Source organism: Pseudomonas sp. Irchel 3F3 (genome assembly GCF_900187545.1).
Lineage (GTDB): Bacteria > Pseudomonadota > Gammaproteobacteria > Pseudomonadales > Pseudomonadaceae > Aquipseudomonas > Aquipseudomonas fortuita.
In genome coordinates this window covers 58997-85453 of the sequence record NZ_FYDS01000003.1, presented here as the reverse complement: position 1 = coordinate 85453, position 26457 = coordinate 58997, and the positions used below count along the sequence as shown (strand labels likewise).

General features: G+C 63.3%; 22 protein-coding genes. 17 read left to right on the top strand and 5 right to left on the bottom strand.

The genetic code is table 11. The annotated features are described in order from the left end of the window. Window positions 1–1188, bottom strand: coding sequence for an acyl-CoA dehydrogenase family protein (locus CKW35_RS06435; protein WP_016487603.1), 1188 nt, complete (start codon window positions 1186–1188; stop codon window positions 1–3). 9 nt (window positions 1189–1197) lie between these two features. Continuing rightward, complete coding sequence (gene msuE / locus CKW35_RS06430; protein ID WP_016487602.1) at window positions 1198–1758, bottom strand: FMN reductase; 561 nt, start codon at window positions 1756–1758, stop codon at window positions 1198–1200. Window positions 1759–1794: 36 nt separating this feature from the next. Here msuE and CKW35_RS27770 point away from each other — a divergent pair, with 36 nt between their 5' ends. Continuing rightward, window positions 1795–1986: a hypothetical protein gene (locus CKW35_RS27770; protein WP_139138779.1), complete on the top strand. Its 192-nt coding sequence runs from the start codon at window positions 1795–1797 to the stop codon at window positions 1984–1986. 22 nt (window positions 1987–2008) lie between these two features. Here CKW35_RS27770 and CKW35_RS06425 read toward each other — a convergent pair whose 3' ends face one another. Then, window positions 2009–2599 carry a TetR/AcrR family transcriptional regulator gene (locus tag CKW35_RS06425; RefSeq protein WP_095115475.1) on the bottom strand — a complete coding sequence of 197 codons (591 nt, stop codon included), beginning with the start codon at window positions 2597–2599 and terminating at the stop codon, window positions 2009–2011. Between the two features lie 84 nt (window positions 2600–2683). Between CKW35_RS06425 and CKW35_RS06420 the strand changes: the two genes are divergently transcribed. The 9 genes from CKW35_RS06420 to CKW35_RS06380 all read left to right on the top strand — a co-directional run bounded on the left by CKW35_RS06420 (window position 2684) and on the right by CKW35_RS06380 (window position 14740). Then, on the top strand, window positions 2684–3433 hold the full coding sequence (locus CKW35_RS06420) for an SDR family NAD(P)-dependent oxidoreductase (RefSeq protein ID WP_016487600.1): 750 nt from the start codon (window positions 2684–2686) through the stop codon (window positions 3431–3433). Further along, window positions 3426–4181 carry an SDR family oxidoreductase gene (locus CKW35_RS06415; protein WP_016487599.1) on the top strand — a complete coding sequence of 252 codons (756 nt, stop codon included), beginning with the start codon at window positions 3426–3428 and terminating at the stop codon, window positions 4179–4181. Before CKW35_RS06420 ends, CKW35_RS06415 begins: the two co-directional genes overlap by 8 nt. Before the next feature lie 195 nt (window positions 4182–4376). Continuing rightward, window positions 4377–6452, top strand: coding sequence for a hydantoinase/oxoprolinase family protein (locus CKW35_RS06410; RefSeq protein WP_095115473.1), 2076 nt, complete (start codon window positions 4377–4379; stop codon window positions 6450–6452). Between the two features lie 23 nt (window positions 6453–6475). Next, window positions 6476–8140, top strand: a complete 1665-nt coding sequence (locus tag CKW35_RS06405) for a hydantoinase B/oxoprolinase family protein (protein ID WP_016487598.1) — start codon at window positions 6476–6478, stop codon at window positions 8138–8140. 3 nt (window positions 8141–8143) lie between these two features. Next, window positions 8144–9346, top strand: a complete 1203-nt coding sequence (locus CKW35_RS06400; protein WP_095115471.1) for a pyridoxal phosphate-dependent aminotransferase — start codon at window positions 8144–8146, stop codon at window positions 9344–9346. Window positions 9347–9371: 25 nt separating this feature from the next. After that, window positions 9372–10184, top strand: coding sequence for an NAD(P)-dependent oxidoreductase (locus CKW35_RS06395; protein ID WP_016487596.1), 813 nt, complete (start codon window positions 9372–9374; stop codon window positions 10182–10184). A gap of 136 nt (window positions 10185–10320) precedes the next feature. After that, window positions 10321–11517, top strand: a complete 1197-nt coding sequence (locus CKW35_RS06390) for an FAD-binding oxidoreductase (RefSeq protein ID WP_095115469.1) — start codon at window positions 10321–10323, stop codon at window positions 11515–11517. A 25-nt stretch (window positions 11518–11542) separates the two neighbouring features. Beyond that, window positions 11543–13228: a thiamine pyrophosphate-binding protein gene (locus CKW35_RS06385; RefSeq protein ID WP_016487594.1), complete on the top strand. Its 1686-nt coding sequence runs from the start codon at window positions 11543–11545 to the stop codon at window positions 13226–13228. Window positions 13229–13291: 63 nt separating this feature from the next. Then, a complete protein-coding gene (locus CKW35_RS06380; protein ID WP_177434960.1) occupies window positions 13292–14740 on the top strand; it encodes an NAD-dependent succinate-semialdehyde dehydrogenase in 1449 nt (482 codons plus the stop codon). Between the two features lie 192 nt (window positions 14741–14932). On the opposite strand, the gene CKW35_RS06375 is transcribed toward CKW35_RS06380, so the two are convergent. Next, complete coding sequence (locus CKW35_RS06375; RefSeq protein WP_016487592.1) at window positions 14933–15658, bottom strand: FadR/GntR family transcriptional regulator; 726 nt, start codon at window positions 15656–15658, stop codon at window positions 14933–14935. A 329-nt stretch (window positions 15659–15987) separates the two neighbouring features. Here CKW35_RS06375 and CKW35_RS06370 point away from each other — a divergent pair, with 329 nt between their 5' ends. The 5 genes from CKW35_RS06370 (at window position 15988) to CKW35_RS06350 (ending at window position 20946) form a co-directional block, all read left to right on the top strand. Next, the gene (locus tag CKW35_RS06370) at window positions 15988–17136 is read left to right on the top strand and encodes a branched-chain amino acid ABC transporter substrate-binding protein (RefSeq protein ID WP_024717576.1); all 1149 of its coding nucleotides are present in this window, start codon (window positions 15988–15990) and stop codon (window positions 17134–17136) included. A gap of 130 nt (window positions 17137–17266) precedes the next feature. After that, window positions 17267–18205, top strand: coding sequence for a branched-chain amino acid ABC transporter permease (locus tag CKW35_RS06365; RefSeq protein WP_095115465.1), 939 nt, complete (start codon window positions 17267–17269; stop codon window positions 18203–18205). A gap of 10 nt (window positions 18206–18215) precedes the next feature. Then, window positions 18216–19463, top strand: coding sequence for a leucine/isoleucine/valine transporter permease subunit (locus tag CKW35_RS06360; protein WP_023047821.1), 1248 nt, complete (start codon window positions 18216–18218; stop codon window positions 19461–19463). Continuing rightward, window positions 19460–20233, top strand: coding sequence for an ABC transporter ATP-binding protein (locus CKW35_RS06355; protein ID WP_016487588.1), 774 nt, complete (start codon window positions 19460–19462; stop codon window positions 20231–20233). Before CKW35_RS06360 ends, CKW35_RS06355 begins: the two co-directional genes overlap by 4 nt. Continuing rightward, window positions 20230–20946: an ABC transporter ATP-binding protein gene (locus CKW35_RS06350; protein ID WP_016487587.1), complete on the top strand. Its 717-nt coding sequence runs from the start codon at window positions 20230–20232 to the stop codon at window positions 20944–20946. The genes CKW35_RS06355 and CKW35_RS06350 overlap by 4 nt, the downstream gene beginning before the upstream one ends. 234 nt (window positions 20947–21180) lie before the next feature. Here the strand turns inward: CKW35_RS06350 and mrdA are convergent, their stop codons facing one another. Next, a complete protein-coding gene (gene mrdA / locus CKW35_RS06345) occupies window positions 21181–23076 on the bottom strand; it encodes a penicillin-binding protein 2 (protein WP_016487586.1) in 1896 nt (631 codons plus the stop codon). A 572-nt stretch (window positions 23077–23648) separates the two neighbouring features. Between mrdA and CKW35_RS06340 the strand changes: the two genes are divergently transcribed. After that, window positions 23649–24989 (top strand): MFS transporter, encoded by a 1341-nt coding sequence (locus tag CKW35_RS06340; RefSeq protein WP_060517341.1) that lies wholly within the window; start codon window positions 23649–23651, stop codon window positions 24987–24989. A 102-nt stretch (window positions 24990–25091) separates the two neighbouring features. Then, window positions 25092–26345, top strand: coding sequence for an OprD family porin (locus CKW35_RS06335; RefSeq protein ID WP_023047819.1), 1254 nt, complete (start codon window positions 25092–25094; stop codon window positions 26343–26345). Window positions 26346–26457: the final 112 nt, after the last annotated feature.

Genomic DNA, 26457 nt, shown 5'->3' with positions numbered 1-26457 from the left:
TCAGGAGTAGAAGGATGGGGCAGGACGTTTGTCGTTGAGGGCCCACTCGCCGAGTTCGTGGATGCGGTAGTCCACCGGGTCGTGCAGGGTTTGTGTGCGCAGGTTGCGCCAGTGCCGGTCGAAGCGCAGCGAGGCATGGGTGGCACGGGCACCGGTGACTTCGAACAGGCGGTTGCAGATGTCCAGGCCGTGGCGGCTGGCGGCGACCTTGGCGGTGCCGATGGCCAGCGCCAGGTCGCCGCGCTCCTCGGCGGTGAGGGCATGTTCCTTGGCCCAGGCGGCGTCCAGTTGGCGCGCGGCCCGTTCGATCAGCAGGCGCACGCTTTCCAGGCCGACCCAGAACTCGCCGTAATGACGCAGCACGTAAGGGTCTTCGGCACTGCTGGCGGCGCTGGAGCGGAACCACGGCCGGCTTTCCTTCAGCGTGTACTGACGGGCTTCGTCGAAGGCGCCCTCGGCAATGCCGAGGAACAGGTTGGCGAAGTGCAACTGGGCAATCAGCGGCCGCAGGGCGGCAAACGGCGTGCTCAGGGGGCCTGGGTCGAGCAGCAGTTCATTGTGCTCGACCCGCACACGTTCGAATGTGGCGCTGCCACTGTCGGTCTGGCGCTGGCCGATGTTGTTCCAGTCGCGGTGCAGGCTGATGCCGGTGCGGCCGCTGGGAATGGCGGCGATCAGCAGTTTGCCGCCGGCACGCTCGTCCACCGCCGAGGCGATGAGCATTTCTGAGTCGCTGGCGCCGGAGCAGAAGCTTTTCTTGCCAGAGAACTCGCACCAGCCGTCGAAGTGCTTGACCACCGTGCGCGTGTCCAGCGGGTTCAGGGCATTACCCCAGAACCACTGTTTGCGGGCGGTCTGTTCAAACCACGGCTGCCACTGGTCCGGGCGTGAGAACAGGCGAACGGTGGCCAGCATCAGGTGGTGAAAGCCGAATACATGGGCGATGGAGCTGTCGACCCGGGCGAATTCGCGCACCACCGCGAAGGTGTCGTGCCAGTTGGCGCCCTGGCCGCCGAAGGCCTGCGGGATCGCCAGCGACAGCAGGCCGCTGCCACGCAGCGCATCGCGCTCGGCTTTTGGCGTGCCGCCGCGCTCGTCGCGCTCGACGGCGGTCTGGGCAAACTGCCCGGCCAGTTCTCGGGCGATGGCCAACGCCGGGCGCAGGGGGGCATTTACAGGTGCATTCATGGCCGCTCCTCAGGCGCTTTTACGCAATGCGTGGTGGGCGCCGAACAGCGGCACGGCACGCTCGGCGGCCAGGCGGATGCGGGCGGCGAGGGCATCGCTGGACACCCGATAGTCGGCCAGTTCCGCCTGGCTGGCGAAAACGCCGATGGGTAGGGTCAGGGCCTGCAGGAAGCTGAACAGCGGGCGCAGCTGGTGGTCGAGCACCAGTGCATGGCGTTCGCTGCCACCGGTGGCAGCGAGCAGTACCGGGGTGTCGACCAGGGCGTCCTGGCCGATCAGGTCGAACAGGTGCTTGAAGTGGCCGGTGAAACTGCCACGGTACACGGGTGTGGTCACCACCAGCAGGTCGGCCTTTTCCACCAGGCGCAGCTGCTGCTCGACGGTTTCGGGCAGTTCGCTGCGCCACAGGGCACTGCCCAGCGGGCGGGCGATGTCGCCCAGTTCGATCAGGTGCGGCTTGATGTGCAGGTGTTCGGCCAGTTCGGCGAGGATTGCCTCGGTCAGGGCCAGGGTACGCGAAGGGCGGGAAGTACCGCCGGACAGGGCTACGACGTTCAGTGGGGTGCTCATGGGCAGGTCTCCGGTTCTGGTTGAGCGGGACTTTGCTTGAGCAATCGTCGTGCCGAATTAAAAAATCCATATAAATCAACAAGTCAGCAACTTTTCAAAGGCGAGCTGCTGTTGCCGGACGGGCGTTTCGTGTTGATCGGGTGTTGCGCTGCCAACAGTTGGCCAAGTGTTGGCGGCTGTGCAGTGGCGAGAGTTATAGAGGATTATTTTTCATTAAAAAAAGAATAAGAATTTATATTGTTATTCTATTTTATCGATGTACGGCTGTTTTGCCGGTACCGACGATGCCTTGCACGAAGGTCACCAGTTGCTCCTTGGCGGTCATTACAGTCCCCCATTGCGCCTGCCCGCACAGCAAGCCCAGCACTGCATGGGCAATCGACCGCGCGCGCGGAGTCGTCAGGCCGCACTCGGCGGCGACGATGTCGCTGAGTAGCCCGCTGTATTCAGCTTTCAACTGTTCAACTTGCAACAGTTGCTCCTCGTTCAGATTCATGGCCTCCCGCGTCAGCAACACCAGCTTGTCCGGGTTGGCTTGGCTGTAGGTCACAAAGGCCTGTACAAAACAGGGCAAGCGTTCACTGGTGGCTCGGGCGCCTTTGAGGCATTGTCGGGTTTCATACAGCAGGTCGGTCAGGCTCGACTCGATCAGCTCGAACAGCAGGCCCTGTTTGGTATCGATATGGTGATACAGCGAGCCGGCGCGCAGGCCCAGGTGACTGGCCAGGTCACGCAGGCCGATGGCCTGGTAGCCATGGCTGGCAAACAGCGCGGTGGCCGCCTCCAGCAAGCGGTCCCGGGCGTGTGGGGTAGGTACGGGCGAGAGGCTGGAAGCGGGCATGGCAGCACCTGTCGGCGAATTGATGTTTGACCAAATGTAAGACAACAGGCATCTTACGTAAAGACTCAATCGCGGAGGTGTTTTGTGGATAATCAAACGGTGGTGATCGTAGGTGGTGCCTCGGGTCTGGGCCTGGAAACAGCCCGGCTGATGGTCAAGCGTGGCGCTGGCAAAATCGGCCTGATCGACCGCAACGAGCAATTGTTGGTACAAGCTGCAGAAGAGCTGCGCGGGCAGGGTGTGGAGGTGGCAATCGCAGTCGGTGACATTGCCCGCAAGGACACCGCCCACGCAGCCTTCGCACAGATCGTTGAAGGCCTGGGACGGGTGCATTGCCTGGTCAACAGCGCGGCCATCTACCCGCGCCAGGACATCTTCGAGATCACCGACGAAGAGTGGGACCTGGAAAACGCCGTGAACATCAAGGGCACCTACCACATGATGGTCGCGGCGGTGCGCCACATGCAGCAGTACGTGGCAGCCCCGGCGGTGACCGGGCGCATCGTCAACGTCACCTCGGTGGATGCCTTCAAGGCCCACCCGCAAAACGCCCACTATGCGGCGACCAAGGCTGCGGTGGTAAGCCTGACCAAGTCGTTCGCCCAGGCCTGTGCCAAGGACCAGATCCTGGTCAACTCGGTGGCGCCGGCCGGTTTTGCCACCGAGCGCGCCAAGCAGTTGGGCTTCCTTGGCGAACTGGCCGCCGCCAACCCGCTGGGCCGCGCGGCGGAGCCGGCAGAAATCGCCGAGTGGATCGTGATGATGGGCAGTAGCCGCAACAGCTATGCCACGGGTGAAAACGTGATTGTCAGCGGGGGTTACATCTATGCCTGAAGTCGCATTCCCCGAGGGCTACCAGCGCGCGCTGGTGACCGGGGCTACCAGCGGTATCGGCAAGGCCATCGTGCTGGCGCTGCGTGACGCCGGCCTGCAGGTGATTGCCGTGGGGCGCAGCCCGCAGGCGCTGGCGGAGCTTGCTGGCGAGCCAGGTGTGACCACCTTGCAGGCGGATGTGCGCGACTACCGGTCGCTGGCTGCCGCGCTGGAAGGGCAGGCGGTGGATGTGCTGGTCAACAACGCGGGCATTCTGTCTACCCGTGCGGCGTTCCAGGACATCGACGAAGCCGAAATCGACAATATGCTCGACATCAACCTCAAGGCGCCGCTGCACCTGGCGCGCCAGGTGTTGCCGGGCATGGTCGGGCGGGGCAGGGGGCATCTGTTTTTCATCGGCTCCAGTGCCGGCCGCGCGCCGCACCCTGGTGCGGCGGTGTACGGGGCGTCCAAGGCCGGCGTCAGCCTGTTCTGCGATGCCTTGCGCTGTGATCTGCTGGGCAGCGGGGTGCGGGTGACCGAAATTGCCCCGGGCAGGGTGCAGACCCAGCTGTACAAGGCAGCGATGGGCATGCAGGCAGCGGGTAGCGAGCTGTATGACGGCTACGAGTCGATCCAGCCGGAAGACATCGCACAGCTGCTGCTGGCGGCGCTGAAGATGCCCCGGCAGGTGGATGTGTCGCGGCTGGAAGTGTTCCCCACGGCGCAGGCGGTGGGTGGCGGGCGGATGGTCAAGACTGCGGGTTGATCTAGCAGTTGTGTTGCCTGTGCCAGCCTCTTCGCGGCGGTTTGGCGCCTCGCTGAACCGCTCCGGCAGAAGCCGGCATAGGAAGGCGAGATTTGGGAAAATAGGTGCTTGACCACCTGTAAGACAACATATAACTTACATGAAGACCGTTTCAGCCGGTCGAGACAACTACAAAGCACTGCAGGGGATATGACGATGACTGCGACATCATGCCGGGTCGGCGTGGACATAGGCGGGACCTTCACCGATATCGCGCTGGACGTGAACGGCGTGCTGCATTCGACCAAGATCCTGACCGACTATGAGCTGCCCGAACGGGCCATCCTCACTGGCGTGCGCCAGGTGGTGGAGCAGGCAGGCCTGGCGCTGTCGGACATTGATCAGTTGATCCACGGTACCACCCTGGCCACCAACGCCCTGATCGAGCGCCGTGGCGCACGCACAGCCTTCATCACCACCGAAGGCTTCCGCGACACCTTGGAAATGCGCACCGAGAACCGCTTCGAGCAGTACGACATCAACATCGTCCTGCCGCCGCCGCTGATCGACCGCGAACACCGCTACACCCTGCGTGAACGCCTGAATGTCAAAGGCCAAGTGCTGATTGCCCCTGCGCAGGCCGAAATCGATGCCCTGGTCGAGCGCATCGCCGAAGGCAACTACCAGAGCGTCGCCATCGGCTTCATTCACAGCTACGTCAACGGCGCCCACGAGCGCCAGCTGCGCGATGCCCTGCAGGCGCGCCTGCCGCAGCTGTCGATTTCCATCTCCAGTGAAGTCTCGCCGCAGATGCGCGAGTTCGAGCGCTTCAATACCGTGTGCGCCAATGCCTACGTCAAGCCGCTGATCAAATCCTACCTGGACCGCCTGGTGGTCACCCTCAAGCAAGAGGGCGCCGATTGCCCGGTGTTCATGATTCACTCCGGCGGCGGCATCATCTCGGTGCAGAGCGCAGCAGAGTTTCCGGTGCGCCTGGTGGAGTCCGGCCCGGCCGGTGGTGCCATCTTTGCTGCCGACATCGCCCGCCGTTACCAGCTGGAGAACGTGCTGTCGTTCGACATGGGCGGCACCACGGCAAAAATCTGCCTGATCGAAGACCAGGTGCCGAAAACCGCGAAAACCTTCGAAGTTGCACGTACCTACCGCTTCAAGAAGGGCAGCGGCATGCCGATTTCCATCCCGGTGGTGGAAATGGTCGAGATCGGCGCGGGTGGTGGTTCCATCGCCAGCATCGACAGCATGCGCCAAATTCGCGTGGGCCCGCACAGCGCGGCGTCCGAGCCTGGCCCGGCCTGCTATGGCCGTGGCGGCCTGGAGCCGACCATCACCGACGCCAACCTGCTGCTTGGTCGCCTGGATGCCGACAACTTCGCCGGTGGCGCGCTACGCCTGTCCCGAGACAACGCCGCCAACGCCATGGCCCGGGAGATCGGCCAGCCGCTGGGCATGCAGGCCGACACAGCAGCGTTCGGCGTGTGCGAAGTGGTCGACGAGAATATGGCCAACGCCGGCCGTGTGCACGCGGTGGAAAGCGGCAAAGACATCGCCGACTACACCATGATCACCTTTGGTGGTGGAGGCCCGCTACACGCTGCGCGGCTGTGCGAAAAAATGGGCGTGGCGCGTTTCATCGTCCCGGCCGGTGCCGGGGTGGGCTCGGCCATTGGCTTCCTGCGTGCGCCGTTCGGCTATGAGGCCGTACGCAGCGCCTTCGTGCGCCTGTCCGAGTTCGAGGCCGCGCAAGTCAACGGCCTGATCGACGAGATGAAAGCCGAGTCGCTGGGCTTCCTGCGCCAGGGCATGCCGCAAGGCGAGCCGGAAATGGACTGCACCGCATTCATGCGCTATGTCGGCCAGGGCTGGGAAATCCCCGTCGCGCTGCCTTTCAAAGCCTTCAGCGCTGCCGACACGGTAGAGTTCAAGGCGCGCTTCGAAGAAGCCTACACCCGCTTCTTCGGCCGCCCCATCGAAGGACCGGACATCGAGATCGTCAGCTGGTCGGTCCGGGCCAGTTCGCCGCTGCCGCCGGTGGCACGCATCGAAGAAGTGGGCGCTGCCTACCGCGCCCACGAAGTCACGCGGCGCCAGGTGTTCGACGTGGCCGCTGGCGGTTTCGTCGAAGCCGGCATCTACCCACGCGAAGAGCTGCAGGTCGGTGCCCGTGTGGACGGCCCGGCGATCATCGTCGAGCGCGAAACTTCGACCTTCGTCACCTCCAACTTCACCGCCACGGTCCAGCCAGACGGCTGCCTGCTGGTCGTGCGCCGCTAACGCCTGATTCGGAAGCCAGAACCATGAGCGATACTTTGATCGACATTCAAATGCAGGTGATGTGGAACCGCCTGGTCTCGGTGGTCGAAGAGCAGGCGCTGACCCTGATCCGCACCGCGTTTTCCACCAGCGTACGTGAAGCCGGCGACCTGTCTGCGGGGGTGTTCGACCGTGCCGGCAACATGCTGGCCCAGGCAGTCACCGGTACCCCGGGCCACGTCAATACCATGGCCGAGGCGGTGGTGCACTTCATCAACGACATCGGCGAAGACAACATCTTCGAAGGCGATGTGTACGTGACCAACGACCCGTGGAAGGGTACCGGCCACCTGCACGACATCACCATCGTTTCGCCGTCGTTCTACAAAGGCAGGCTGATCGGCTACTTCGCCAGTACCGCCCACGTGGTGGACATCGGTGGCCGCGGTTTTGGCCCCGATGCCCGCGAGGTGTACGAGGAAGGGCTTTTCATCCCGATCATGAAGCTGTTCGAGCGCGGCAAGGTCAACCGCGACCTGATCAACATCCTGCGCAACAACGTGCGCGAGAACGACCGCGTAGTGGGCGACTTCTATGCGCTGTCGGCGTGCAACGAGACCGGTCACAAACGCCTGCTGGACATGCTCGAAGAGTTCAAGCTGGACGACCTGGAACACATCGGTGGCTTCATCCTGGAGCACAGCCGCCGCGCTACCCTTGAATGCTTCAAGTCGTTGCCCCACGGTACCTACACCAACAGCATGACCCTGGATGGCTACGACGTGCCGGTGACCCTGGTGGTGACCCTCACTGTTGGCTCCGACGGCATCAAGAGCGATTTCACCGGCACTTCGGGCATGAGCCAGTTCGGCATCAACGTGCCGCTGGGCTACGCCAAGGCCTATGCTTGCTATGGCCTCAAATGCATCGTCGCGCCGGAAATCCCGAACAACACTGCATCGTTGGCGCCGTTCGAGGTCACTGCGCCGGAAGGCTGCATCCTCAACGCCAAGCACCCGGCGCCGGTGTCGGTGCGCCATGTGCTGGGCCATTTCGTGCCCGACCTGGTGCTTGGCGCACTGCACAAGTGCCTGCCCGGCAAAGTGCCGGCCGAGGGCGCCAGTGCCTTGTGGAACCTGCACCTGAGCGTGCGCCCGCTGGAAAGCAACCCGACTGGCCGGAATGCCGAGATGCTGATGTTCAACAGTGGCGGCATGGGTGCCCGTTCGGCCATGGATGGCCTCAGTGCCACGGCGTTCCCCAGCGGCGTGCACACCATGCCGGTGGAAGCCACCGAGCATGCTGGCCCGGTGGTGGTGTGGCGCAAGGAGCTGCGTGAAGGCTCTGGTGGCGCCGGCCAGTTGCGCGGCGGCCTGGGCCAGGAGATCGAAGTGTCGGCGGCCGAGGGTTACAGCTTCCGCTTCAGTGCCATGTTCGACCGTATCCAGTACGCGGCACGCGGCCTGGAGGGTGGCAAAGCGGGCGCCGAAGGTTTTGTCGGCCTGGACGATGGCAGCCTGCTGCGCGGCAAGGGCCAGCAGTTCGTGCCTGCCGAGCGTCGCCTGGTGCTGCGCCTGCCCGGTGGTGGTGGCTACGGTGACCCGCGCCAGCGCGACCCCAGACAGGTTGAACGCGATGTGCGTGCGGGCTACATCAGCGCCGAACAGGCACGCAACGACTACGGCTTCGACGCCGCCCAGGAGCGCTAGAAAATGGACGTGCAAAGCAGCCGCGTGCGTGCGGTAAAAAGCTCGCCAAGCATGGCGGTGTCGGTACTGGCCAAGCAGATGCTGGCCCAGGGCGAACCGGTCATCAACCTGGCCCTTGGCGAGCCAGACTACAACGTGCCGGCTCACGTTATCGAGGCCGCGTACCAGGCAATGCGCGCGGGCAACAACCACTACACCGGGCCCAATGGCCTTGAAGTGTTGCGCCAGGCCATCGTCGACAAGTTTGCCCGGGAAAACGATCTGGTCTATGGCCTGGACGAAATCTGCGTGGGCAATGGTGCCAAGCAACTGTTGTTCAATGCCTTCCTCGCTACGCTCGAGTCGGGTGACGAGGTAATCACCCCGGCGCCGTACTGGGTGTCTTATACCGACATGGCCCTGCTCAATGGTGGCGTGCCAAAGGTCATCCCGTGCAGCGCGCAGCAGGGCTTCAAGCTCAAGCCCGAACAGCTGGAAGCTGCCATCACCCCACGCACCCGTTGGGTGATGCTCAACTCGCCGAACAACCCGAGCGGTGCGATTTTCACCCAAGAAGAGTTTGCTGCGTTGGGCAAGGTGCTGGAGCGGCACCCGAGCGTGCTGATCATCTCTGACGAGATCTACGAGCACATCGTGCTGGGCGATCAGCCGTTCGTGTCCTTCGTCACGGCTTGCCCGCAGTTGCGTGAGCGCACCTTGCTGATCAACGGTGTGTCCAAGGCCTATGCCATGACCGGCTACCGGCTTGGCTACGCCGCCGGGCCAAAAGACCTGGTGGTGGCGATGAACAAGACCCAATCGCAGACCACCACCTGCCCGTCGAGCATTTCGCAGCTGGCGGCCGTGGCGGCGCTGAACGGGCCGCAGAACTTCGTGCGCGAAGCCAACCGCGAGTACCAGGCGCGTGGCGCGCTGGTGGTACAGGGGTTGGCGCAGATCCCGGGCCTGCAATTGCAGATGCCACAGGGCGCGTTTTATGCCTTCCCTGACGTCAGTGCCTTCATTGGCAAGCGCACCCCCGATGGCCAGGTCATTTGTAACGATGCCGACCTTTCGGCCTACCTGCTGCGCGTTGGCAAGGTCGCGACCGTCCCGGGTTCGGCGTTTGGCCTTGAGCCCTACATTCGTCTGTCGTTCGCCACGTCGCGGCAGGAACTGGAACAAGCCCTGGGGCAGTTGCGCGATGCGTTCGCGGCGCTGTCCTGACCCCACCAAGCATTCGAGGTAAGACATGAGCAAGCCTTTCAAACGACTGCTGATCACCGGCGCCGCCGGACGCCTTGGCAGCGTGCTGCGCAAGCACCTGGCCGCCTTCGCCGACGAGCTGCGCCTGACCGACATCGCCGAGATGGGCCACGCTGCGCCGCATGAACAGCTGGTGCGTTGCGACCTGGCCAATTTCAACGATGTGCTGCCGCTGACTGAAGGCGTCGACGCCATCGTGCATGCGGGTGGCGTACCCGTGGAGGACACCTTCGACAAGATCCTCAACGGTAACATCGTTGGCACCTACAACATCTACGAAGCGGCACGGCGCAATGGCGTCAAGCGTGTGGTGTACACCAGCTCCAACCACGCCATCGGTTTCTACGACCGCACCGAAACCATCGACGCAACCGCCGCGCACCGCCCCGACAGCCTGTATGGCGTCAGCAAGTGCTTCGCCGAGGACCTGGGCCGCTATTACTGGGACAAGTTCGCCATCGAGTCGGTCAACCTGCGCATCGGCTCGTCGTTCCCTGAGCCACTGGACCGGCGGATGCTCGCTACCTGGCTGTCGTTCGACGACTTCGCCCAGCTCACCGAGCGCTCGCTGCTGGCGCCGCGGGTCGGGCACATGATCGTCTACGGCATGTCGGCCAACCGCGAAAGCCTGTGGGACAACCGCCTGGCTTCGTCCATCGGTTACGTGCCCAAGGACAGCGCCGACGACTACCGTGACAAGGTGCTGGCCGAGCACCCGCCACTGGATCCGAACGAACCGGCCGCGCGCTACCACGGCGGCAACTTCGCCGGCGCCGGGCACTTCGAAGACCCGAAATAATCGCCTCGTCTGCCACAGGGACAGCGCGGCCCATTGTGGGAGCGGGTTTACCCGCGAAGAGGCCGGTGCGGGTAAAAGAAGCCCGCGTGGCGAGTGTGAATCTTGTATATCGCAACATCAGAAGAGAGCTAATTCCATGGCTTCCACCGCTAAACAACAGAATTACGATGTGGTGATCGTCGGTGGCGCGGTCAACGGCAGCGCCACCGCCTACTTCCTGGCCAACAACCCGGACTTCAACGGTTCGGTACTGGTCATCGAGCGCGACTGGACCTACAACAAGTCGGCCACCGCGCTGTCGAGCAGCTCGATCCGCCAGCAGTTCTCCAACCCGATCAACATCGAAATTTCCAGATTCGGTGCCGAGTTCGTGCGCAGCTTCCCCGAAGTGATGGAGGTAGATGGCGATCGCCCGGACCTGGCCTTCCACGAGAACGGCTACCTGTTTCTGGGTGATGACAAAGGCTACGAAGTGCTGCGCCGCCTGCACGATACCCAGGTATCCCACGGCGCTGACGTGCACTTGCTCGACCCCGAGCAGCTGCAGCGCACATTCCCTTGGGTGAACATCGACAGCCTCGCCGGTGCCAGCTACGGGCGTAGCGGCGAAGGCTGGTTCGACAGCCTGGGCATGCTCAACGGCTTCCGCCGCAAGGCGCGCTCGATGGGCATCGAGTACATCGAGAACGAAGTGGTGAGTGTCCAGCGTGAAGGCGACCGGATTACCGGCGTGCAACTGGCCAGCGGAGAGCGCATCGGCTGCGGCCTGCTGGTCAACTGTGCCGGTACCCGCGGTACCAAGGTGGCGCACATGGCCGGCCTGGATATCCCGGTCGAGCCGCGCCGCCGCTCGCTGTTCGTGTTCGATTGCCGTACCCCGCTGGAAGGCACCGTGCCCCTGACCATCGACCCGACCGGGGTGTTCTTCCGCCCCGAAGGCAAGTTCTACCTGGGCGGTACCTACCCGAAAAACGACCCGGAAGTGGACTTCGAAGATTTCGATGTGCTGCACGAAGAGTTCGACGAAGAGGTGTGGCCGATCCTCGCTGAGCGGGTGCCGGCGTTCGAAGGCATCAAGGTGGTCAACTTCTGGGCCGGGCACTACGACTTCTGCGTGCTGGACCACAACGCCATCGTTGGCCCGCATAACGAGGTGAACAACTTCCTGTTCTGCAATGGCTTCAGCGGGCATGGGCTGCAGCAGGCACCGGCCATTGGTCGGGGGCTGTCCGAATTGATCACCTATGGCGGCTACCGCTCGCTCGACCTGAGCGCGCTGAGTTACCAGCGGGTGATCGACAACAAGCCGTTCCTGGAAGATTCGGTCATCTGACCGCAGCGCATGAGGGAGAACAACAATGAGCAACTCCGAAGTGAAGCGCAGTGGCGGCCAGGTACTGGTCGATGCCCTGCGGGTGAATGGTGTCGAGCGTGCGTTCTGCGTGCCAGGTGAAAGCTACCTGGCAGTGCTCGATGCGCTACACGATGTGCAGGATGAGATCGACCTGATCGTCTGCCGCCAGGAGGGCGGTGCTGCCTACATGGCCGAGGCCTACGGCAAGCTGACAGGCCAGCCAGGCATCTGCTTCGTCACCCGCGGCCCAGGTGCCACCAACGCCTCGGTGGGCGTGCACACCGCGTTCCAGGACTCCACGCCGATGCTGCTGTTCATCGGCCAGGTGGCCCGTGACCAGATCGAACGCGAAGCCTTCCAGGAAGTGGACTACCGGCGCATGTTCGGCCAGATGGCCAAGTGGGTGGTGCAGATCGACGATGCCGCGCGCATTCCCGAACTGGTCAACCAGGCTTTCCAGCGCGCCATCAGTGGCCGCCCTGGTCCGGTGGTAATCGCGCTGCCAGAAGACATGCTCACCGACCTGGTGCAGGTCGCCGATGCGCGCCCGGCCCAGCGTGTCGAGGCTGCTCCGGCGCCCCAGGCACTGGGCGAGTTGCAGGCGCTGCTGGCCAAGGCCCAGCGGCCACTGGTGATTGCCGGTGGCGGTGGCTGGAATGACCAGGCGGTGGCCGACCTGAAGCGCTTCGTGCAGGCGCAGAACGTGCCACTGGCGGCGTCGTTCCGCTGCCAGGACCTGTTCGACAACACCGACCCGCACTATGCCGGTGACCTGGGCCTGGCTGCCGGCCCGGTGTTGGTCGATGCGGTAAAGCAGTCTGACCTGTTGATTGTGGTGGGTGCCCGCCTGGGTGAGATGACCACGGGCGGATATGCGCTGGTCGACATTCCAACGCCAAAGCAGGCGCTGGTGCATGTACATGCCAGCGCCGAGGAGATCGGCCGCGTTTACCAGCCGACCCTGGGCATCAATGCCGGCCCCGGCAGCTTCCTGGCCCAGGCCGCTGCCTTGCAGGCGGTGCGTCCGGCGGAATTCGCCGACTGGGTCGCCAGCCTGAACAGCGGCTACCGCGGCAACTTCGAAACACCGCGCTCGCCGGGTGATGTGCAGATGAGCGAAGTGATCGCCTGGCTGAACAAGACCCTGCCGGCCGACAGCATCCTCACCTGTGGTGCCGGCAACTACACCGGCTGGGTGCACCGTGGCTACCAGCACCGTGTATTCCGCACGCTGCTCGGGCCTACCAACGGCTCGATGGGCTACGGCGTGCCGGCGGCAGTGGCGGCCAAGCTGACCTACCCGCAGCGCACGGTGGTGGCGTTTGCCGGTGACGGTTGTTTCCTGATGAATGGCCAGGAACTGGCCACTGCGGCGCACTACGACGCACGGGTGATCACCGTGGTGGTCAACAACGGCATGTACGGCACCATCCGCATGCACCAGGAGCGCACCTATCCTGGGCGGGTGTCCGGCACCGAACTGCACAACCCGGACTTTGCCGCCCTGGCGCGCGCCTATGGGCTGCACGGTGAAACCGTTACCCGTACCGAGGACTTCGCTGCCGCTTTCGAGCGTTGCCAAGTATCCGGCAAGCCGGCGCTGATCGAAGTGCAGGTCGACCCCGAAGCCCTGACCCCGCGCATGACCCTCAGCCAGATTCGCGACAAGGCCCTGCAAGCCAAGCGCTGATTCACCTCGGGTGGGGCGCGGTCCGGCCCCACCTTTTTTCATTATCCGAACGAGCCAATCGACATGAAACTTGCCGATCGTGATCTGCTGCGTGAAGTTTGCTATATCGATGGAAAATGGCTGGCGGCTGACAGCGGCCAGCGCATTGCCGTGACCAACCCGGCCACCGGCCAAGTGCTGGGCCACGTGCCGCGGATGGGGGCAGAAGAAACCCGCCGTGCCATCGCGGCTGCCGAGTGCGCCTTGCCAGCGTGGCGGGCGCTGACTGCCAAGGAGCGTGCCGCCCGGCTGCAGGCCTGGTTCCGCGAAATCCTCGCTCATCAGGAAGACCTGGCGCGCATCATGACCGCCGAGCAGGGCAAGCCCCTGGCCGAATCCCGTGGCGAGATTGCCTTTGCCGCCGCTTATGTGGAGTTCTATGCCGAGGAAGGCAAACGCATCTATGGCGATGTGATTCCTTCGCCGAACGCTGATCGGCGCTTGATCGTGACCAAGGAACCGATTGGTGTGTGTGCGGCGATTACACCTTGGAACTTCCCGGCGGCGATGATCACCCGCAAGGCGGCGCCGGCTTTGGCGGCGGGCTGCACGTTGGTGCTCAAGCCCGCTTCGCAAACCCCGTTCAGCGCGCTGGCACTGTGCGTGCTGGCCGAGCGTGCCGGTATCCCGGTGGGTGTGCTTAGCGTGGTGACCGGCGATTCGGCGGCCATTGGCGGCGAGCTGACGGCCAGCCCGGTGGTGCGCAAGTTGTCGTTCACCGGCTCGACCCCCATCGGCATCCAGTTGCTGCGGCAGTCGGCGGCAACGGTGAAGAAGGTGACCATGGAGCTGGGCGGCAACGCTCCGTTCATCGTGTTCGACGATGCCGACCTGGAAAAAGCGGTGGAAGGCGCGCTGATCGCCAAGTTCCGCAACAGCGGGCAGACCTGCGTGTGCGCCAACCGCTTCTATATCCAGGACGGCATCTACGAGCGCTTCGTGGCGCGCTTTGCCGAGCGCGTGGGTGAGCTGGTCGTCGGGCAGGGCGATGCACCAGGTACACAGGTCGGCCCGATGATCGACGGGCGTGCGGCCAATGGTGTCGAACGGCTGGTCGGCGAAGCTGTGGAGGCCGGTGCGCGGGTGGTGGCGGGAGGGCGTCGGCACGCCATGGGCGAGGCCTTCTTCGAGCCGACCTTGCTGGCGGATGTGACGCCGGACATGCGCGTGGCGCGCGAGGAAATTTTCGGGCCGGTGGCGCCGATCTTCCGCTTCTGCAGTGAGGAGGAAGTGATTGCCCAGGCCAACGACACCGAGTTCGGCCTGGCCTGCTACCTGTATGCCCGGGATGTCGGGCGCATCTGGCGGGTGACGGAAGCGCTGGAGTACGGCATGGTCGGGGTCAACGTCGGCGTGGTGGCGACTGAAGTGGCGCCGTTTGGCGGGGTGAAGGCCTCGGGGTTGGGCAGGGAGGGGTCACGCTACGGGATCGAGGATTACCTGGAACTCAAGTATGTGTGCCTTGGGCTTTAAGGCATTCCTGAGGCTCTGAGGTTGCCTGTACCGGCCTCTTTGCGGGCAAACCCGCTCCCACAGGTACTGCACAGCTCTCAAGATCTGCATGGCCCCTGTGGAAATTTCCCACAGGTACGGCGCATGATTTGAAGGCCGTGCGGTCACTGTGGGAGCGGGTTTACCCGCGAAGAGGCCGACACAGGGTTACGATCAGGCCTTGCTGTCGAGCAGCCGCTGGTAGCGCGACAGGCTTTCTTCCAGGTGCTTGCGCAGCGCCGTACGTGCGCTGGCCACATCGCCCATGCTGATCGCTGACAGGATTGCCCCGTGCTCGCGGGCAATTTTCTTGATGTGTGCCTGGCGGTTCTTGCCGGTTACTTGGCCATGTTTGAGGTTCAGGTCAAGGATGATGTCCGGCCCCAGCGCTTCCAGCAATTGCGTGAAATGCGGGTTGTTGGTGGCCCGTGCAATCGCCAGGTGGAATTCGAAGTCGGCCTTGGCTTCCTCTTCCTGCGTGGCACCGTCCAGCGAGTTGAAGCGGTCGAACGCCTCGGTGATCGCCGCCATGCTGGCCGGGCTGCGGCGCTCGGCGGCGCGGGCCACCGATTCCGCCTCGATCCCCAGGCGCAATTCAAGGATCTGCGCCGCAGCGCGTACGTCATCGACCACGCTGTCGATGGCAAAGCCGATGCGTTTCACATCCTGCTCGACCACGAATACGCCCACACCTTGACGGGCAACCAGGCGCCCGCCCAGGCGCAGCGAGGCCACCGCTTCGCGGATGACCGGGCGGCTGACGTTGAACTCTTTGCACAGCGCTTGTTCGGACGGCAGCTTGTCGCCCGGGCCGTAGGTGCCAGTGTCGATCCGGCTGGAAAGCTCCTGGATCACGATTTCCGCCAGATTGGCGCGACGCGTGCCTAACGACGCATTCATAGAAGGGTTGCTCCTGAAACTGATTGGCTCATCACGGTTGATTCTCCGGCAGGTTGCGCGCAGCCCTCATGCCCCTTGCGGCGGGATCCGTAGCCAACCAGCGGTGATGTTGTCGGCATATGTTATCAAACATCTTACTAGCTCGTCTGATGCCTCACTTCTTGACCACGCAGATCTCGTCGCCGGGAAAATTATTTTACCTGCTCGCGTAGCATACACCCATTGACAGTTGCCTGCTGACTGTTATCTTACAAGTGCGATGGCGTTCCGGCCATTTCGCATGCGGTAAGCGATGTCGAGGTTCGTCCAATCACTACTGGGAGCTGAGCATGAATAACAACAAGGGAGGGCGTACAGCCCTCGCGACCGCGGTAACATTGCTGATGGCCATGGGGACGGCAAACGCAGCAGACAGTGAAGTTGTCAGGATCGGCTTCGCCGGCCCCCTGACCGGCCCTTCGGCGCACCAGGGACAGGACGTCGAGCATGGCATTCAGATTGCCGTAGAAGAGGCCAACCAGCAGCAACTGAAAATCGGTGACAAGGTGGCCCAGTTCAAACTGGTCTCCGAGGACGATGTCGCCGACCCACGCACGGGCACGGCGGTGGCGCAACGCCTGGTGGACTCGAAAGTGGCGGTGGTGATCGGCCACTACAACTCCGGCACCAGCATCCCGGCTTCGAAGATCTACGCCGCCGCCGGCATCCCGCAGATCTCGCCCTCGGCCACCAACCCCACCTTGACCCAGCAGGGCATCCCTTCGGTGTTTCGCACGGTCAACGACGACGCCACCCTGGGCCGCTACGCCGGCAACTACCTGGTCAGCCAGCTCAAGGCCCAGCGCATCGCCATCTTCGATGACCGCACCGCCTATGGCCAAGGCCTGGCCGACGAGGTGACCAGGGCGGTCAAGGCGGCTGGCGGCAATGTGGTGGTGCGTGAGTACACCAACGACAAGTCCACCGATTTCAACGCCATCCTCACCACTGCCAAGGCGCAAAAGGCCGACGCGGTGTTCTTCGCGGCACTCGACTACCAGGCCGCACCCATGGCCAAGCAGATGAAAAACCTGGGCCTGAAGGCGCGCTTCATGAACATCGGCAACCTGCCCAATGACTCGTTCAAGCAGATGGCTGGCAGCGCCGCCGAAGGTACCTATGCCTGGAACTATGGCACGCCGCTGCTGGACATGCCCAAAGGGGCAGCCTTCGAACAGAAGCTCAAGGACAAGTTCGGCGTGGGTGTGGTGCAGTCGTCGCCCGCTGCGTATGACGCCACCTGGGCCGCGATCAACGCCATGGTCAAGGCCGGCTCCGACGACCCCAAAGTGTATCTGCCAGTGCTCAAGAGCCAGAGCTATGACGGCGTCACCGGCACCATCGCCTTCGATGACAAGGGCAACCTGAAGAACCCGGCTGCCACCGTGTTCCAGTTCGCCGAAGGTGGCTGGAAAACCTTGTCGGTCGAGCGCGACTGAGTTTCACCCCATAACAAGCGGGCGCACGCCTGCGACATAACAAGAAGACTTTTCCCACCTGCCAGGCCAGTCGGCGTGTGGCGCTGAGCCGCCGCGCGCCGACGACAACGCAGTTTCGAGGATTCAGCGCGTGGACGGTAATTTCGATATCTTGTTGCAACAGGTCTTTAACGGCCTGGTGCTGGGCAGCATCTATGCCCTGGTAGCCTTGGGCTACACCATGGTCTACGGCATCATCGGCCTGATCAACTTCGCCCACGGCGAGGTGGTGATGATCGGCGCCATGGTCACCATTTCGGTACTGACAATGCTCGCTGGCGCCGGCTTTGCCCCTGGCGTCATCACGTTGCTGCTGGCAATCATGGCTGCTGCGGTGGTGTGCATGCTGCTGGCCCAGGGCATGGAAAAGTACGCCTATCGGCCCTTGCGCAAAGCCCCGCGGCTGACCCCGCTGATCCTTGCCATCGGCATCTCCATCGCCTTGCAGAACCTGGCGATGATGATCTGGGGGCGCGGCTACAAGACCTTCCCTGAAGTGGTAGAGACGCGGCCCGTGGACGTGTTCGGCGCCACTGTCACCAACGTGCAGCTCTCGATCATGCTGGTTGCCGTGGTGATCATGCTTGGCTTGTGGCTATTGGTGGACAAGACTCGCCTGGGCAAAGCCATGCGCGCCACCGCGCAGAATCAGGAAGTGGCCGGGCTGATGGGCATCAACATCAATCGGGTGATCAGCGCCACCTTCCTGATTGGCGCCAGCCTGGGTGCCATCGCCGGGGTAATGCGCGCCATCAACTACGGCCAGGCCGATGCCTACATGGGCCTGCTGCTGGGCCTGAAAGCATTCTCCGCAGCGGTGCTTGGTGGTATCGGCAACCTGTTCGGGGCCATGGCCGGTGGCCTGTTGCTGGGGCTGATCGAATCGCTGGCGGCAGGCTACACCGGGCAGTTGACGGGCGGCTTCCTGGGGGCCAACTACCAGGACATCTTCGCCTTTGCGGTGCTGATCCTGGTGTTGCTGTTCCGGCCCAATGGGCTGCTTGGCGAACGCCAGGCTGACCGGGCGTGAGGAGGCAGTCATGAAAAACCTCAAGACCCAGTACCTGTTGTTGATTCTCGGCTTCATCGCCTTGCCGTTCCTGGTCGAGGCCATTCCCATGCTGGGCGCTACCTGGGTGCGCATTCTTGGCTTTGCCATGCTCTACGTGCTGCTGGCGTTGGGACTGAACATTGTCATCGGTTATGCCGGCCTGCTCGACATGGGCTACATCGGCTTCTACGCCATTGGTGCCTACCTGTATGCACTGCTGGCTTCGCCCCACCTGCAAATGGCCGGCCTGCTTGAGGCTGTGCTGGACTGGCCGGTGTGGGTGATCATCCCGTTGGCTGCCGTGGCTGCGGCCATTTGCGGGGTGCTGATCGGTGCGCCGGTACTCAAGTTGCGCGGCGATTACCTGGCCATCGTCACCCTGGGCTTCGGCGAGATCATTCGCATCTTCATGAACAACCTGGACCAGCCGGTGAACCTCACCAACGGTCCCCAGGGCATCAGCAACATTGCCCCGCTGCACGTCGACTTCGGGGCATGGGCGCACGCGCCAGGTGCCGGGGCAACGCCGGTGCTGTCGCTGCAGCAAAGCTGGAGCCTGTTCGGCCTGCCCGTGTCGCCGGTGATCAGCTACTACCTGTTCTTCCTGTTCGTCGTCATCCTCTGCATCGTGCTGTCCAAGCGCCTGGAAGTGTCGCGTATCGGCCGCGCCTGGATGGCCCTGCGCGAAGACGAAGTGGCGGCCGAGGCCATGGGCCTGAACAAGCGCAACCTCAAGCTGCTGGCCTTTGCCATGGGGGCGACCTTTGGCGGGGTGTCCGGTGTGCTGTTCTCCAGCTACCAGGGTTTCGTCAGCCCCGAATCGTTCACCCTGATGGAGTCGATCATGGTCCTGGCCATGGTGGTGCTCGGCGGCATGGGCTCGATCCGGGGCGTGGTGCTGGGGGCGCTGATCCTGTCGGTGATGCCCGAACTGTTCCGCGACCTGGTCAACTGGGTCCAGCCGTGGGTGATGGACAACGTCACCTTCATCAGTCGCGATATCCTGCGCAACGTGCTGGATGCCTCAACCCTGCGCATGCTGGTATTCGGCCTGGCGCTGATCCTGGTGATGCGTTTTCGCCCCGAAGGACTCTGGCCGTCCAGTCGCCGCCGTGCCGAACTGCACGATGACGACCCTGAAGCCGAGCCGGCGCCTGCGGTGCTCAGCACTGCAATCAATGGACCGGCCAGCGAAGCCTCCTTCGAACTCCCGATCAAACAGGCGGACAAGGCATGAGCGATTTCCTTCTCGAGCTGCATCAGGTGAGCAAGTTCTTCGGTGGCCTGCAGGCCCTGCATGGCATTGACCTGAGCATCCGTCGCGGCGAGATCCGCGGCCTGCTGGGCCCCAATGGCGCCGGCAAGACCACGCTGTTCAACGTGCTCACTGGGCTGTATCGGGCCGAGCAGGGCAGGGTGATGTTCGACGGCAAGCCACTGCGCATCAGCAAACCGCACAAGGTGGTGGAGGCAGGCATCTCCCGCACCTTCCAGAACATCCGCCTGTTCCACAACATGACCGCCCTGGAAAACGTGATGATCGGCCGCCACGTACGCACCCGCAGTGGTGTGTTCGGCGCAATTCTGCGTACCCCGGCCTGTGTGCGTGAAGAGCGGGAAATCCGCCAGGCCGCGCGTTACTGGCTGAACTACGTCGGCATCGGCCACTTGGCCGGTGAACTGGCCAAGAGCCTGTCCTACGGCGACCAGCGCCGCCTGGAAATCGCTCGGGCGCTGGCCACCGAGCCAAAGCTGATTGCGCTCGACGAACCGGCGGCGGGGATGAACGCTTCGGAAACCGAAGGCTTGCGCCAGCTGATGTGCAAGATGAAGGCGGATGGCAAGACAGTGTTGTTGATCGAGCACGACGTGAAGCTGGTGATGGGCCTTTGCGACCACATCACCGTACTGGAATTCGGCCGCAAGATCGCCGACGGCCTGCCGGCCGACGTGCGCAAGGATCCACGCGTGATCGAGGCCTACCTGGGTGCAGAGGCAGTGGCATGAAAAACATCCTGCAAGTGAGTGACCTGAAGGTCAGCTACGGGGCTATCCAGGCCATCAAGGGCATCGACCTGACGGTGGGCGAGGGTGAGATGGTGGCGCTGATCGGCGCCAATGGCGCCGGCAAGACCACCACCCTGAAAACCTTGGCCGGCTTGCTGAAGCCCAGCGCCGGCAGCATCACCTTCGATGGCAAGGCGCACGCGGCGATCAAGGGCCATGACCTGATCCGCGAGGGGCTGGCGCTGGTGCCGGAAGGGCGGGGCATTTTCCCCAAGCTGACGGTGCACGAAAACCTCGAGATGGGGGCCTTCAGTCGGCGCGACGGCAAGGACGCCATCGGTGCTGACATCGAACGCATGTACGGTATCTTTCCGCGTTTGAAAGAACGTGCCTTTCAGCTGGCCGGCACCATGTCGGGTGGCGAGCAGCAGATGCTGGCCATTTCACGGGCACTGATGGGGCGGCCCAAGCTATTGTTGCTGGACGAGCCCTCCATGGGGTTGGCGCCGATCATCGTGCAGAAGATTTTCGAAACCATCGTCGAAGTGGTCAAGGGCGGGGTAACGCTACTGCTGGTGGAGCAGAACGCCCGCCTGGCGCTGCAGACCTGTCAGCGCGCCTACGTGATCGATGGCGGCCGTATCAGCCTGGAAGGCTGTGCCAAGACCTTGTTGCATGACGACCAGGTGAAGAAGGCCTACCTGGGCGAATGATCCAATCACAATGACAAGAGGATTTGCCCTGGGGTTGAGTGTTTGTCTTGCTGGCCTCTTCGCGGGCACGCCCGCTCCCACAGGAATCTCACAGGCCTCAGGATCTGTGCAGTACTTGTGGGCGCGGGCGTGCCCGCGAAGAGGCTAGTAGGCCCATGGCCGATTTCCTCCCAGGCAGGTTCCCCGAGCCCAGCACCGCACCGCAGCCATTGGGCGCGAAGCAGCCCCGAATTCTCAGATGTGTGGCACGTTACGGCCACTTGCACCGCCCGCATACTCAGGCTTCAGGTGCCCTTGCTCATCCAGCAGGTAAGCATCCATCACCTCGCGCACCACCGGCCCCGCCACCCGGCCCCCAGCCTCACCGTTCTCGATCATCACCGCCACCACCACACTCGGGTGGTCGGCCGGTGCAAAGCCGACAAACAGGGCGTTGTCGCGGTGGCGCTCCAGGGTCTTGTTGCGGTTGTAACGCTCACCCTGCTTGATCGCCACCACCTGCGCGGTACCACTCTTGCCGGCGATCCGGTATTGCGCGCCTGCCGCAGCGGCGCGGGCAATACCGCGCGGGTCGTGCATGACCATCTGCATGCCCTGGCTGACCTGGTCCCAGGCATGCTTGTCGTGCAGCACGATGTTGGGCATCGGGTTGGGGTCCACCGGCGCATCGCCACCCACGGTCATGGCCAGGTGCGGGCGATGCCACACGCCCTTGCTCGCCAGCAGGCTGGTGGCCTGGGCCAGCTGCAGCGGGGTGACCTGCATGTAGCCTTGACCAATGCCAAGAATCAGCGTTTCGCCCGGGAACCAGGCCTGGCGCCGGGTGGCACGCTTCCACTGGGCCGACGGCATCAGCCCGGAGGCCTCTTCGAACATGTCCAGCGACACCTTCTGGCCCAGGCCGAATTCGGCCATGTAGTCATGCAGGCGGTCGATGCCCAGCTTGTGCGCCAGGTCGTAGAAATAGGTGTCGTTGGACCGCATGATGGCGGTGTACATGTCCACCCAGCCGTCGCCGCTGCGGTTCCAGTTGCGGTACTTGTGGTCATAGTTGGGCAGCTCGTAATAGCCCGGGTCGAACACCCGGCTGCCTGGGGTGATCACGCCGCTGTCGAGGCCGGCGATGGCCACTTCCGGTTTCACCGTCGAGCCTGGGGCATACAGGCCGCGCAGCACACGGTTGAACAGCGGTCGGTCGATGGAATCGCGCAGTTCGGCGTACTGCTTGAAGCTGATGCCCTTGACGAATAGGTTGGGGTCGAAGCTGGGGTTGCTGACCATTGCCAGCACGTCGCCATTGGCCGGGTCCAGTACCACCACCGAGCCACGGCGGTCGCCCAACGCCTTTTCTGCGGCCACCTGCAAGTGGGCGTCCAGGGTCAGGACGATGTCTTGTCCCGGGGTCGGGGCCTTGTGGTTGAGCACGCGCATCACCCGGCCCTGGGCGTTGGTCTCGACCTCCTCGTAGCCCACATGCCCGTGCAGCTGGCTTTCGTAGAAGTGTTCGATACCGGTCTTGCCGATTGACTGGGTGCCACGGTACTCGGTGCTGTCGAGAACCTTGGCCTCTTTCTCGTTGATGCGCCCCACATAACCCACCGAGTGGGCGAAATGTTCGGCCAAGGGGTATTCGCGGATGAACTGTGGCTCTACTTCCAGGCCCGGCAGGCGGAACTGGTTCACCGCCACCAGGGCGATCTGCTCTTCGCTCAGGCCCACCATCAGGGTTACCGGTTCGAACGGCTTGCGGCCACGGCGCAGGTCTTTGTCGAACTGCTTGCGGTCGTCTTCGGTCAGGCCTAGCACCTGGGTGAGGGTGTCGAGCACCTTGGCCGAGTCGCCGCCGGCCCGCTCGCGGGTCATGGTCAGGTCGAAGCTGGGTTTGTTGTCGGCCAGCACCACGCCGTTGCGGTCGTAGATCAGCCCGCGTTCGGGGGCGATGGGCAGCACGTGCACACGGTTGTTTTCCGACACGGCGGTCTGCTGGTCGTGCTGCAGCACCTGCAAGACATACAGCCGCCCCACCAGCACGGCGACCAGGCTGAAGACCAGGATGGCGCAGGCCAGGAGCCGGCGATTGACCAGGTGCTTTTCCTTTTCGTGGTCCTTGAGGGGGATGGGTTGTGGCATCAGTAGCTCTTGTCTGCAGGTATCGCGGTGGCTGTACGGGCGCGCGATCGGGCCGGGGATGCTACGCAACACCCACCGCGCCCTCAAGGCGAGTGGCGACTGACGGTGGGCGGTTAATGTCTGCCCACCCCGGAATCAGGGCGCTGGCGGGGAACATGAAGATTTGTTCATCGCTGCTGCCTCTTGAGCGCTCAGGCACGGATTTGGGCGTCTTTCATGGATCCACAAAATTGTAGCGTTCGATAAACGAACAAAATTTTTATCGAGCATTAAATCTGTAAATACTTGATTAATATAGATAAACACAATTTTGTTTGATGATTTTATCTTTTTCATGAACGGTTTAACTGGGGGGACTAAGCCTTGCTCATTGTTTGTGGATCCATTATCTGGTTGATTGAGCGCCTGACAGCGGCAGGAGCCCTCCTGCCGTATGCGATAACAATTACAAAAAGGGTCCAAGTCATGAATGGCTTCTCACGGCCACGGAACCGTCATGGTTCCTACCGCTTCGCCTGCGTCTGCACATCTGTCCTCTCACTTGTGGCCAACCCAGGCCGGCAGGTGACCCTATGAATGCCGATCTCAAGCAACGGCTGGACAACGACCCGATGGGCCGCTTTCAGTACCTGGCCATCGGTATTTGTATCGTCCTCAACATGATCGATGGCTTCGACGTCCTGGTGATGGCCTTCACCGCTGCCTCGGTGTCCGCCGAATGGGGCCTTAACGGGGCGCAGGTGGGGCTGCTGCTCAGTGCCGGCCTGTTCGGCATGGCGGCCGGTTCGTTGTTCATCGCGCCTTGGGCCGACCGCTTTGGCCGCCGCCCGCTGATCCTGCTGTGCCTGGCGCTTTCCGGTATTGGCATGTTGCTCTCGGCAATGAGCCAGAGCCCGTTGCAACTGGCGCTGCTGCGTGGCCTGACCGGGCTGGGCATTGGCGGCATCCTGGCCAGCAGCAATGTGATTGCCAGTGAGTACGCCAGCAAACGCTGGCGCGGCCTGGCGGTGAGCCTGCAGTCAACCGGCTACGCCCTGGGCGCGACGCTGGGCGGTTTGCTGGCGGTATGGCTGCTGGGGCATTGGGGTTGGCGCTCGGTGTTTTTGTTTGGCGGCATTGTCACCGTGCTGGTAATCCCGCTGGTGCTGTTGTGGCTGCCGGAGTCGCTGGATTTTCTGCTGGCGCGTCGACCGGCCAATGCGCTGGCACGGGTCAACCGCCTGGCCATGCGCCTTGGCCAGCCGGCGCTGGCACACCTGCCAACACCCGTAGCAAGGGAGCCGGGCGCCGCCCGCGGCTTCCGGCAACTGCTGGCGCCGTCCATGCGCCGCACCACGCTGGTGATCTGGTTACTGTTCTTCCTGGTCATGTTCGGGTTCTACTTCGTCATGAGCTGGACGCCGAAACTGCTGGTCGCCGCCGGCCTGTCGGCACAGCAGGGCATCACCGGCGGGGTGCTGTTGAGTGTCGGCGGCATCCTCGGCGCGGCGCTGATCGGTGGCCTGGCGTCGCGCTGGCCACTCACCCGCGTGCTGGCGCTGTTCATGCTGATCACGGCGGCGTTGCTGGTGCTATTTGTGGTCAATGGCGCGTCGGTCAGTGCAGCCTTGGCCTTGGGGCTGCTGATCGGGCTGTTCTCCAACGGCTGCGTAGCCGGCCTGTATGCCCTGTCGCCGGTGGTCTATGACGCCTCGGTGCGCGCTACCGGCGTGGGTTGGGGTATTGGCATCGGCCGCATGGGCGCCATCTTGTCGCCGACCGTGGCCGGCGTGTTGCTCGATGGCGGCTGGCAGCCGCTGCACCTGTACGGGGTGTTTGCCAGCGTATTCGTGCTTGCCGCGGGTTGCCTGCTGTTGCTGCGCCCAATGACCAAGCCGGCGCCTGCGCAGCCGGCAGATGCACTGAGCCACTGAGCGCAACCCGGCCTGGCCGGGTACCTGAATGCAGCGTGCTGCCCTGGGCCAAGTTGGCCTGGGGCGTTCGGCTGCGCCTATTGAAAGCGGAGAACAATAATAATGATGCACACAACCTGCACCCTGGCCCGTTCGGCTTCGGTGGTTTCGCTGGCGCTTGGTCTGGGTATGCCGGCTTGGGCCGAGGAGGGGGGCTTTTTTGAAGATGCCAAAGCCGGGCTGACACTGCGCAACTACTACTTCAACCGCGATTTCCGCGACCCAGGAGCGGCCAAGAGCAACGTCGAAGAATGGGCCCAGGGCTTCATCTTCAAGTTCAGCTCTGGCTACACCCCGGGGCTGATCGGTGTTGGCCTGGACGGCATCGCAATGTTCGGCATGAAGCTGGACAGTGGCCGCGGTACCAGCGGCTCCGAACTGCTGCCAGTGCACGATGACGGGCGTGCGGCCGACGAGTATGGCCGCGCCGGGCTGGCGGCCAAGCTGCGTATTTCATCGACCGAGCTGAAGGTGGGTGAGTTGCTGCCGGATATTCCGCTGCTGCGCTACGACGATGGCCGCCTGCTGCCGCAGACCTTCCGTGGCGCCATGCTCGACTCGCGGGAAATCGAAGGCCTGAGCCTGCAAGCCGGCCAGTACCGCGAGGTCAGCCTGCGCAACTCGTCCGATATGCAGGACCTTTCTGCCTGGGCCGCCCCCGGGGTTACCTCGGACGGCTTCAACTACGCCGGCACAGAATACCGCTTCAACCAGCAGCGTACGCTGATTGGCGCCTGGCATTCGCAGCTGGAGGATATCTACCAGCAAAGCTACTTCAACCTGCTGCATAGCCAGCGAGTGGGCGAGTGGACGCTGGGGGCCAACCTGGGTTACTTCATCGACCGGGATGACGGCCAGGCGCGCATTGGCGATATCAAGAGCCGCACTGGTTACGCTCTGCTGTCAGCTTCGCACAGTGGCCACACGCTGTACCTGGGGTTGCAGAAAGTCAGTGGCGACAGCCAGTGGATGTCGGTGTACGGCAGCAGCGGCCGCACCTTGGGTAACGACATGTTCAACGGCAACTTCAGTAACGCCGACGAGCGCTCGTGGCAAGTGCGCTACGACTACAACTTTGCCGCGCTGGGTGTGCCGGGACTGTTGGCCATGGTGCGTTACGGGCATGGCGAAAATGCCACCACGGCGGCAGGCAGCAATGGCAAGGAGTGGGAGCGTGATACCGAGGTGAACTACACGTTCCAGAGCGGAGCGTTGAAGAACCTCAACATCCGCCTGAACAACGCCACCAACCGGCGCAGCTTCAACAGCGATTTCGACCAGACGCGACTGATCGTCAGCTACCCGCTGACGCTTTAAGCGGCAATATGCCCAGTGAGCACGCTCCTTGTATCGCGCAGGGTTCAGGCTTATGCAGTACCTGTGGGGGCAACTGTCTTGCACCACACCTGAAAGCTGGCGCGAAAACTGC

Coding starts and splice junctions, on each gene's coding strand:
- CKW35_RS06375 (WP_016487592.1), bottom strand. CDS start 15,658: ATGAATGCGTCGTTAGGCACGCGTCGCGCCAATCTGGCGGAAATCGTG.
- msuE (WP_016487602.1), bottom strand. CDS start 1,758: ATGAGCACCCCACTGAACGTCGTAGCCCTGTCCGGCGGTACTTCCCGC.
- CKW35_RS06390 (WP_095115469.1), top strand. CDS start 10,321: ATGGCTTCCACCGCTAAACAACAGAATTACGATGTGGTGATCGTCGGT.
- CKW35_RS06335 (WP_023047819.1), top strand. CDS start 25,092: ATGATGCACACAACCTGCACCCTGGCCCGTTCGGCTTCGGTGGTTTCG.
- CKW35_RS06425 (WP_095115475.1), bottom strand. CDS start 2,599: ATGCCCGCTTCCAGCCTCTCGCCCGTACCTACCCCACACGCCCGGGAC.
- CKW35_RS06360 (WP_023047821.1), top strand. CDS start 18,216: ATGAAAAACCTCAAGACCCAGTACCTGTTGTTGATTCTCGGCTTCATC.
- CKW35_RS06405 (WP_016487598.1), top strand. CDS start 6,476: ATGAGCGATACTTTGATCGACATTCAAATGCAGGTGATGTGGAACCGC.
- CKW35_RS06385 (WP_016487594.1), top strand. CDS start 11,543: ATGAGCAACTCCGAAGTGAAGCGCAGTGGCGGCCAGGTACTGGTCGAT.
- CKW35_RS06355 (WP_016487588.1), top strand. CDS start 19,460: ATGAGCGATTTCCTTCTCGAGCTGCATCAGGTGAGCAAGTTCTTCGGT.
- CKW35_RS06370 (WP_024717576.1), top strand. CDS start 15,988: ATGAATAACAACAAGGGAGGGCGTACAGCCCTCGCGACCGCGGTAACA.
- CKW35_RS06400 (WP_095115471.1), top strand. CDS start 8,144: ATGGACGTGCAAAGCAGCCGCGTGCGTGCGGTAAAAAGCTCGCCAAGC.
- CKW35_RS06410 (WP_095115473.1), top strand. CDS start 4,377: ATGACTGCGACATCATGCCGGGTCGGCGTGGACATAGGCGGGACCTTC.
- CKW35_RS06350 (WP_016487587.1), top strand. CDS start 20,230: ATGAAAAACATCCTGCAAGTGAGTGACCTGAAGGTCAGCTACGGGGCT.
- CKW35_RS06435 (WP_016487603.1), bottom strand. CDS start 1,188: ATGAATGCACCTGTAAATGCCCCCCTGCGCCCGGCGTTGGCCATCGCC.
- CKW35_RS06340 (WP_060517341.1), top strand. CDS start 23,649: ATGAATGCCGATCTCAAGCAACGGCTGGACAACGACCCGATGGGCCGC.
- CKW35_RS06380 (WP_177434960.1), top strand. CDS start 13,292: ATGAAACTTGCCGATCGTGATCTGCTGCGTGAAGTTTGCTATATCGAT.
- CKW35_RS06415 (WP_016487599.1), top strand. CDS start 3,426: ATGCCTGAAGTCGCATTCCCCGAGGGCTACCAGCGCGCGCTGGTGACC.
- CKW35_RS06395 (WP_016487596.1), top strand. CDS start 9,372: ATGAGCAAGCCTTTCAAACGACTGCTGATCACCGGCGCCGCCGGACGC.
- mrdA (WP_016487586.1), bottom strand. CDS start 23,076: ATGCCACAACCCATCCCCCTCAAGGACCACGAAAAGGAAAAGCACCTG.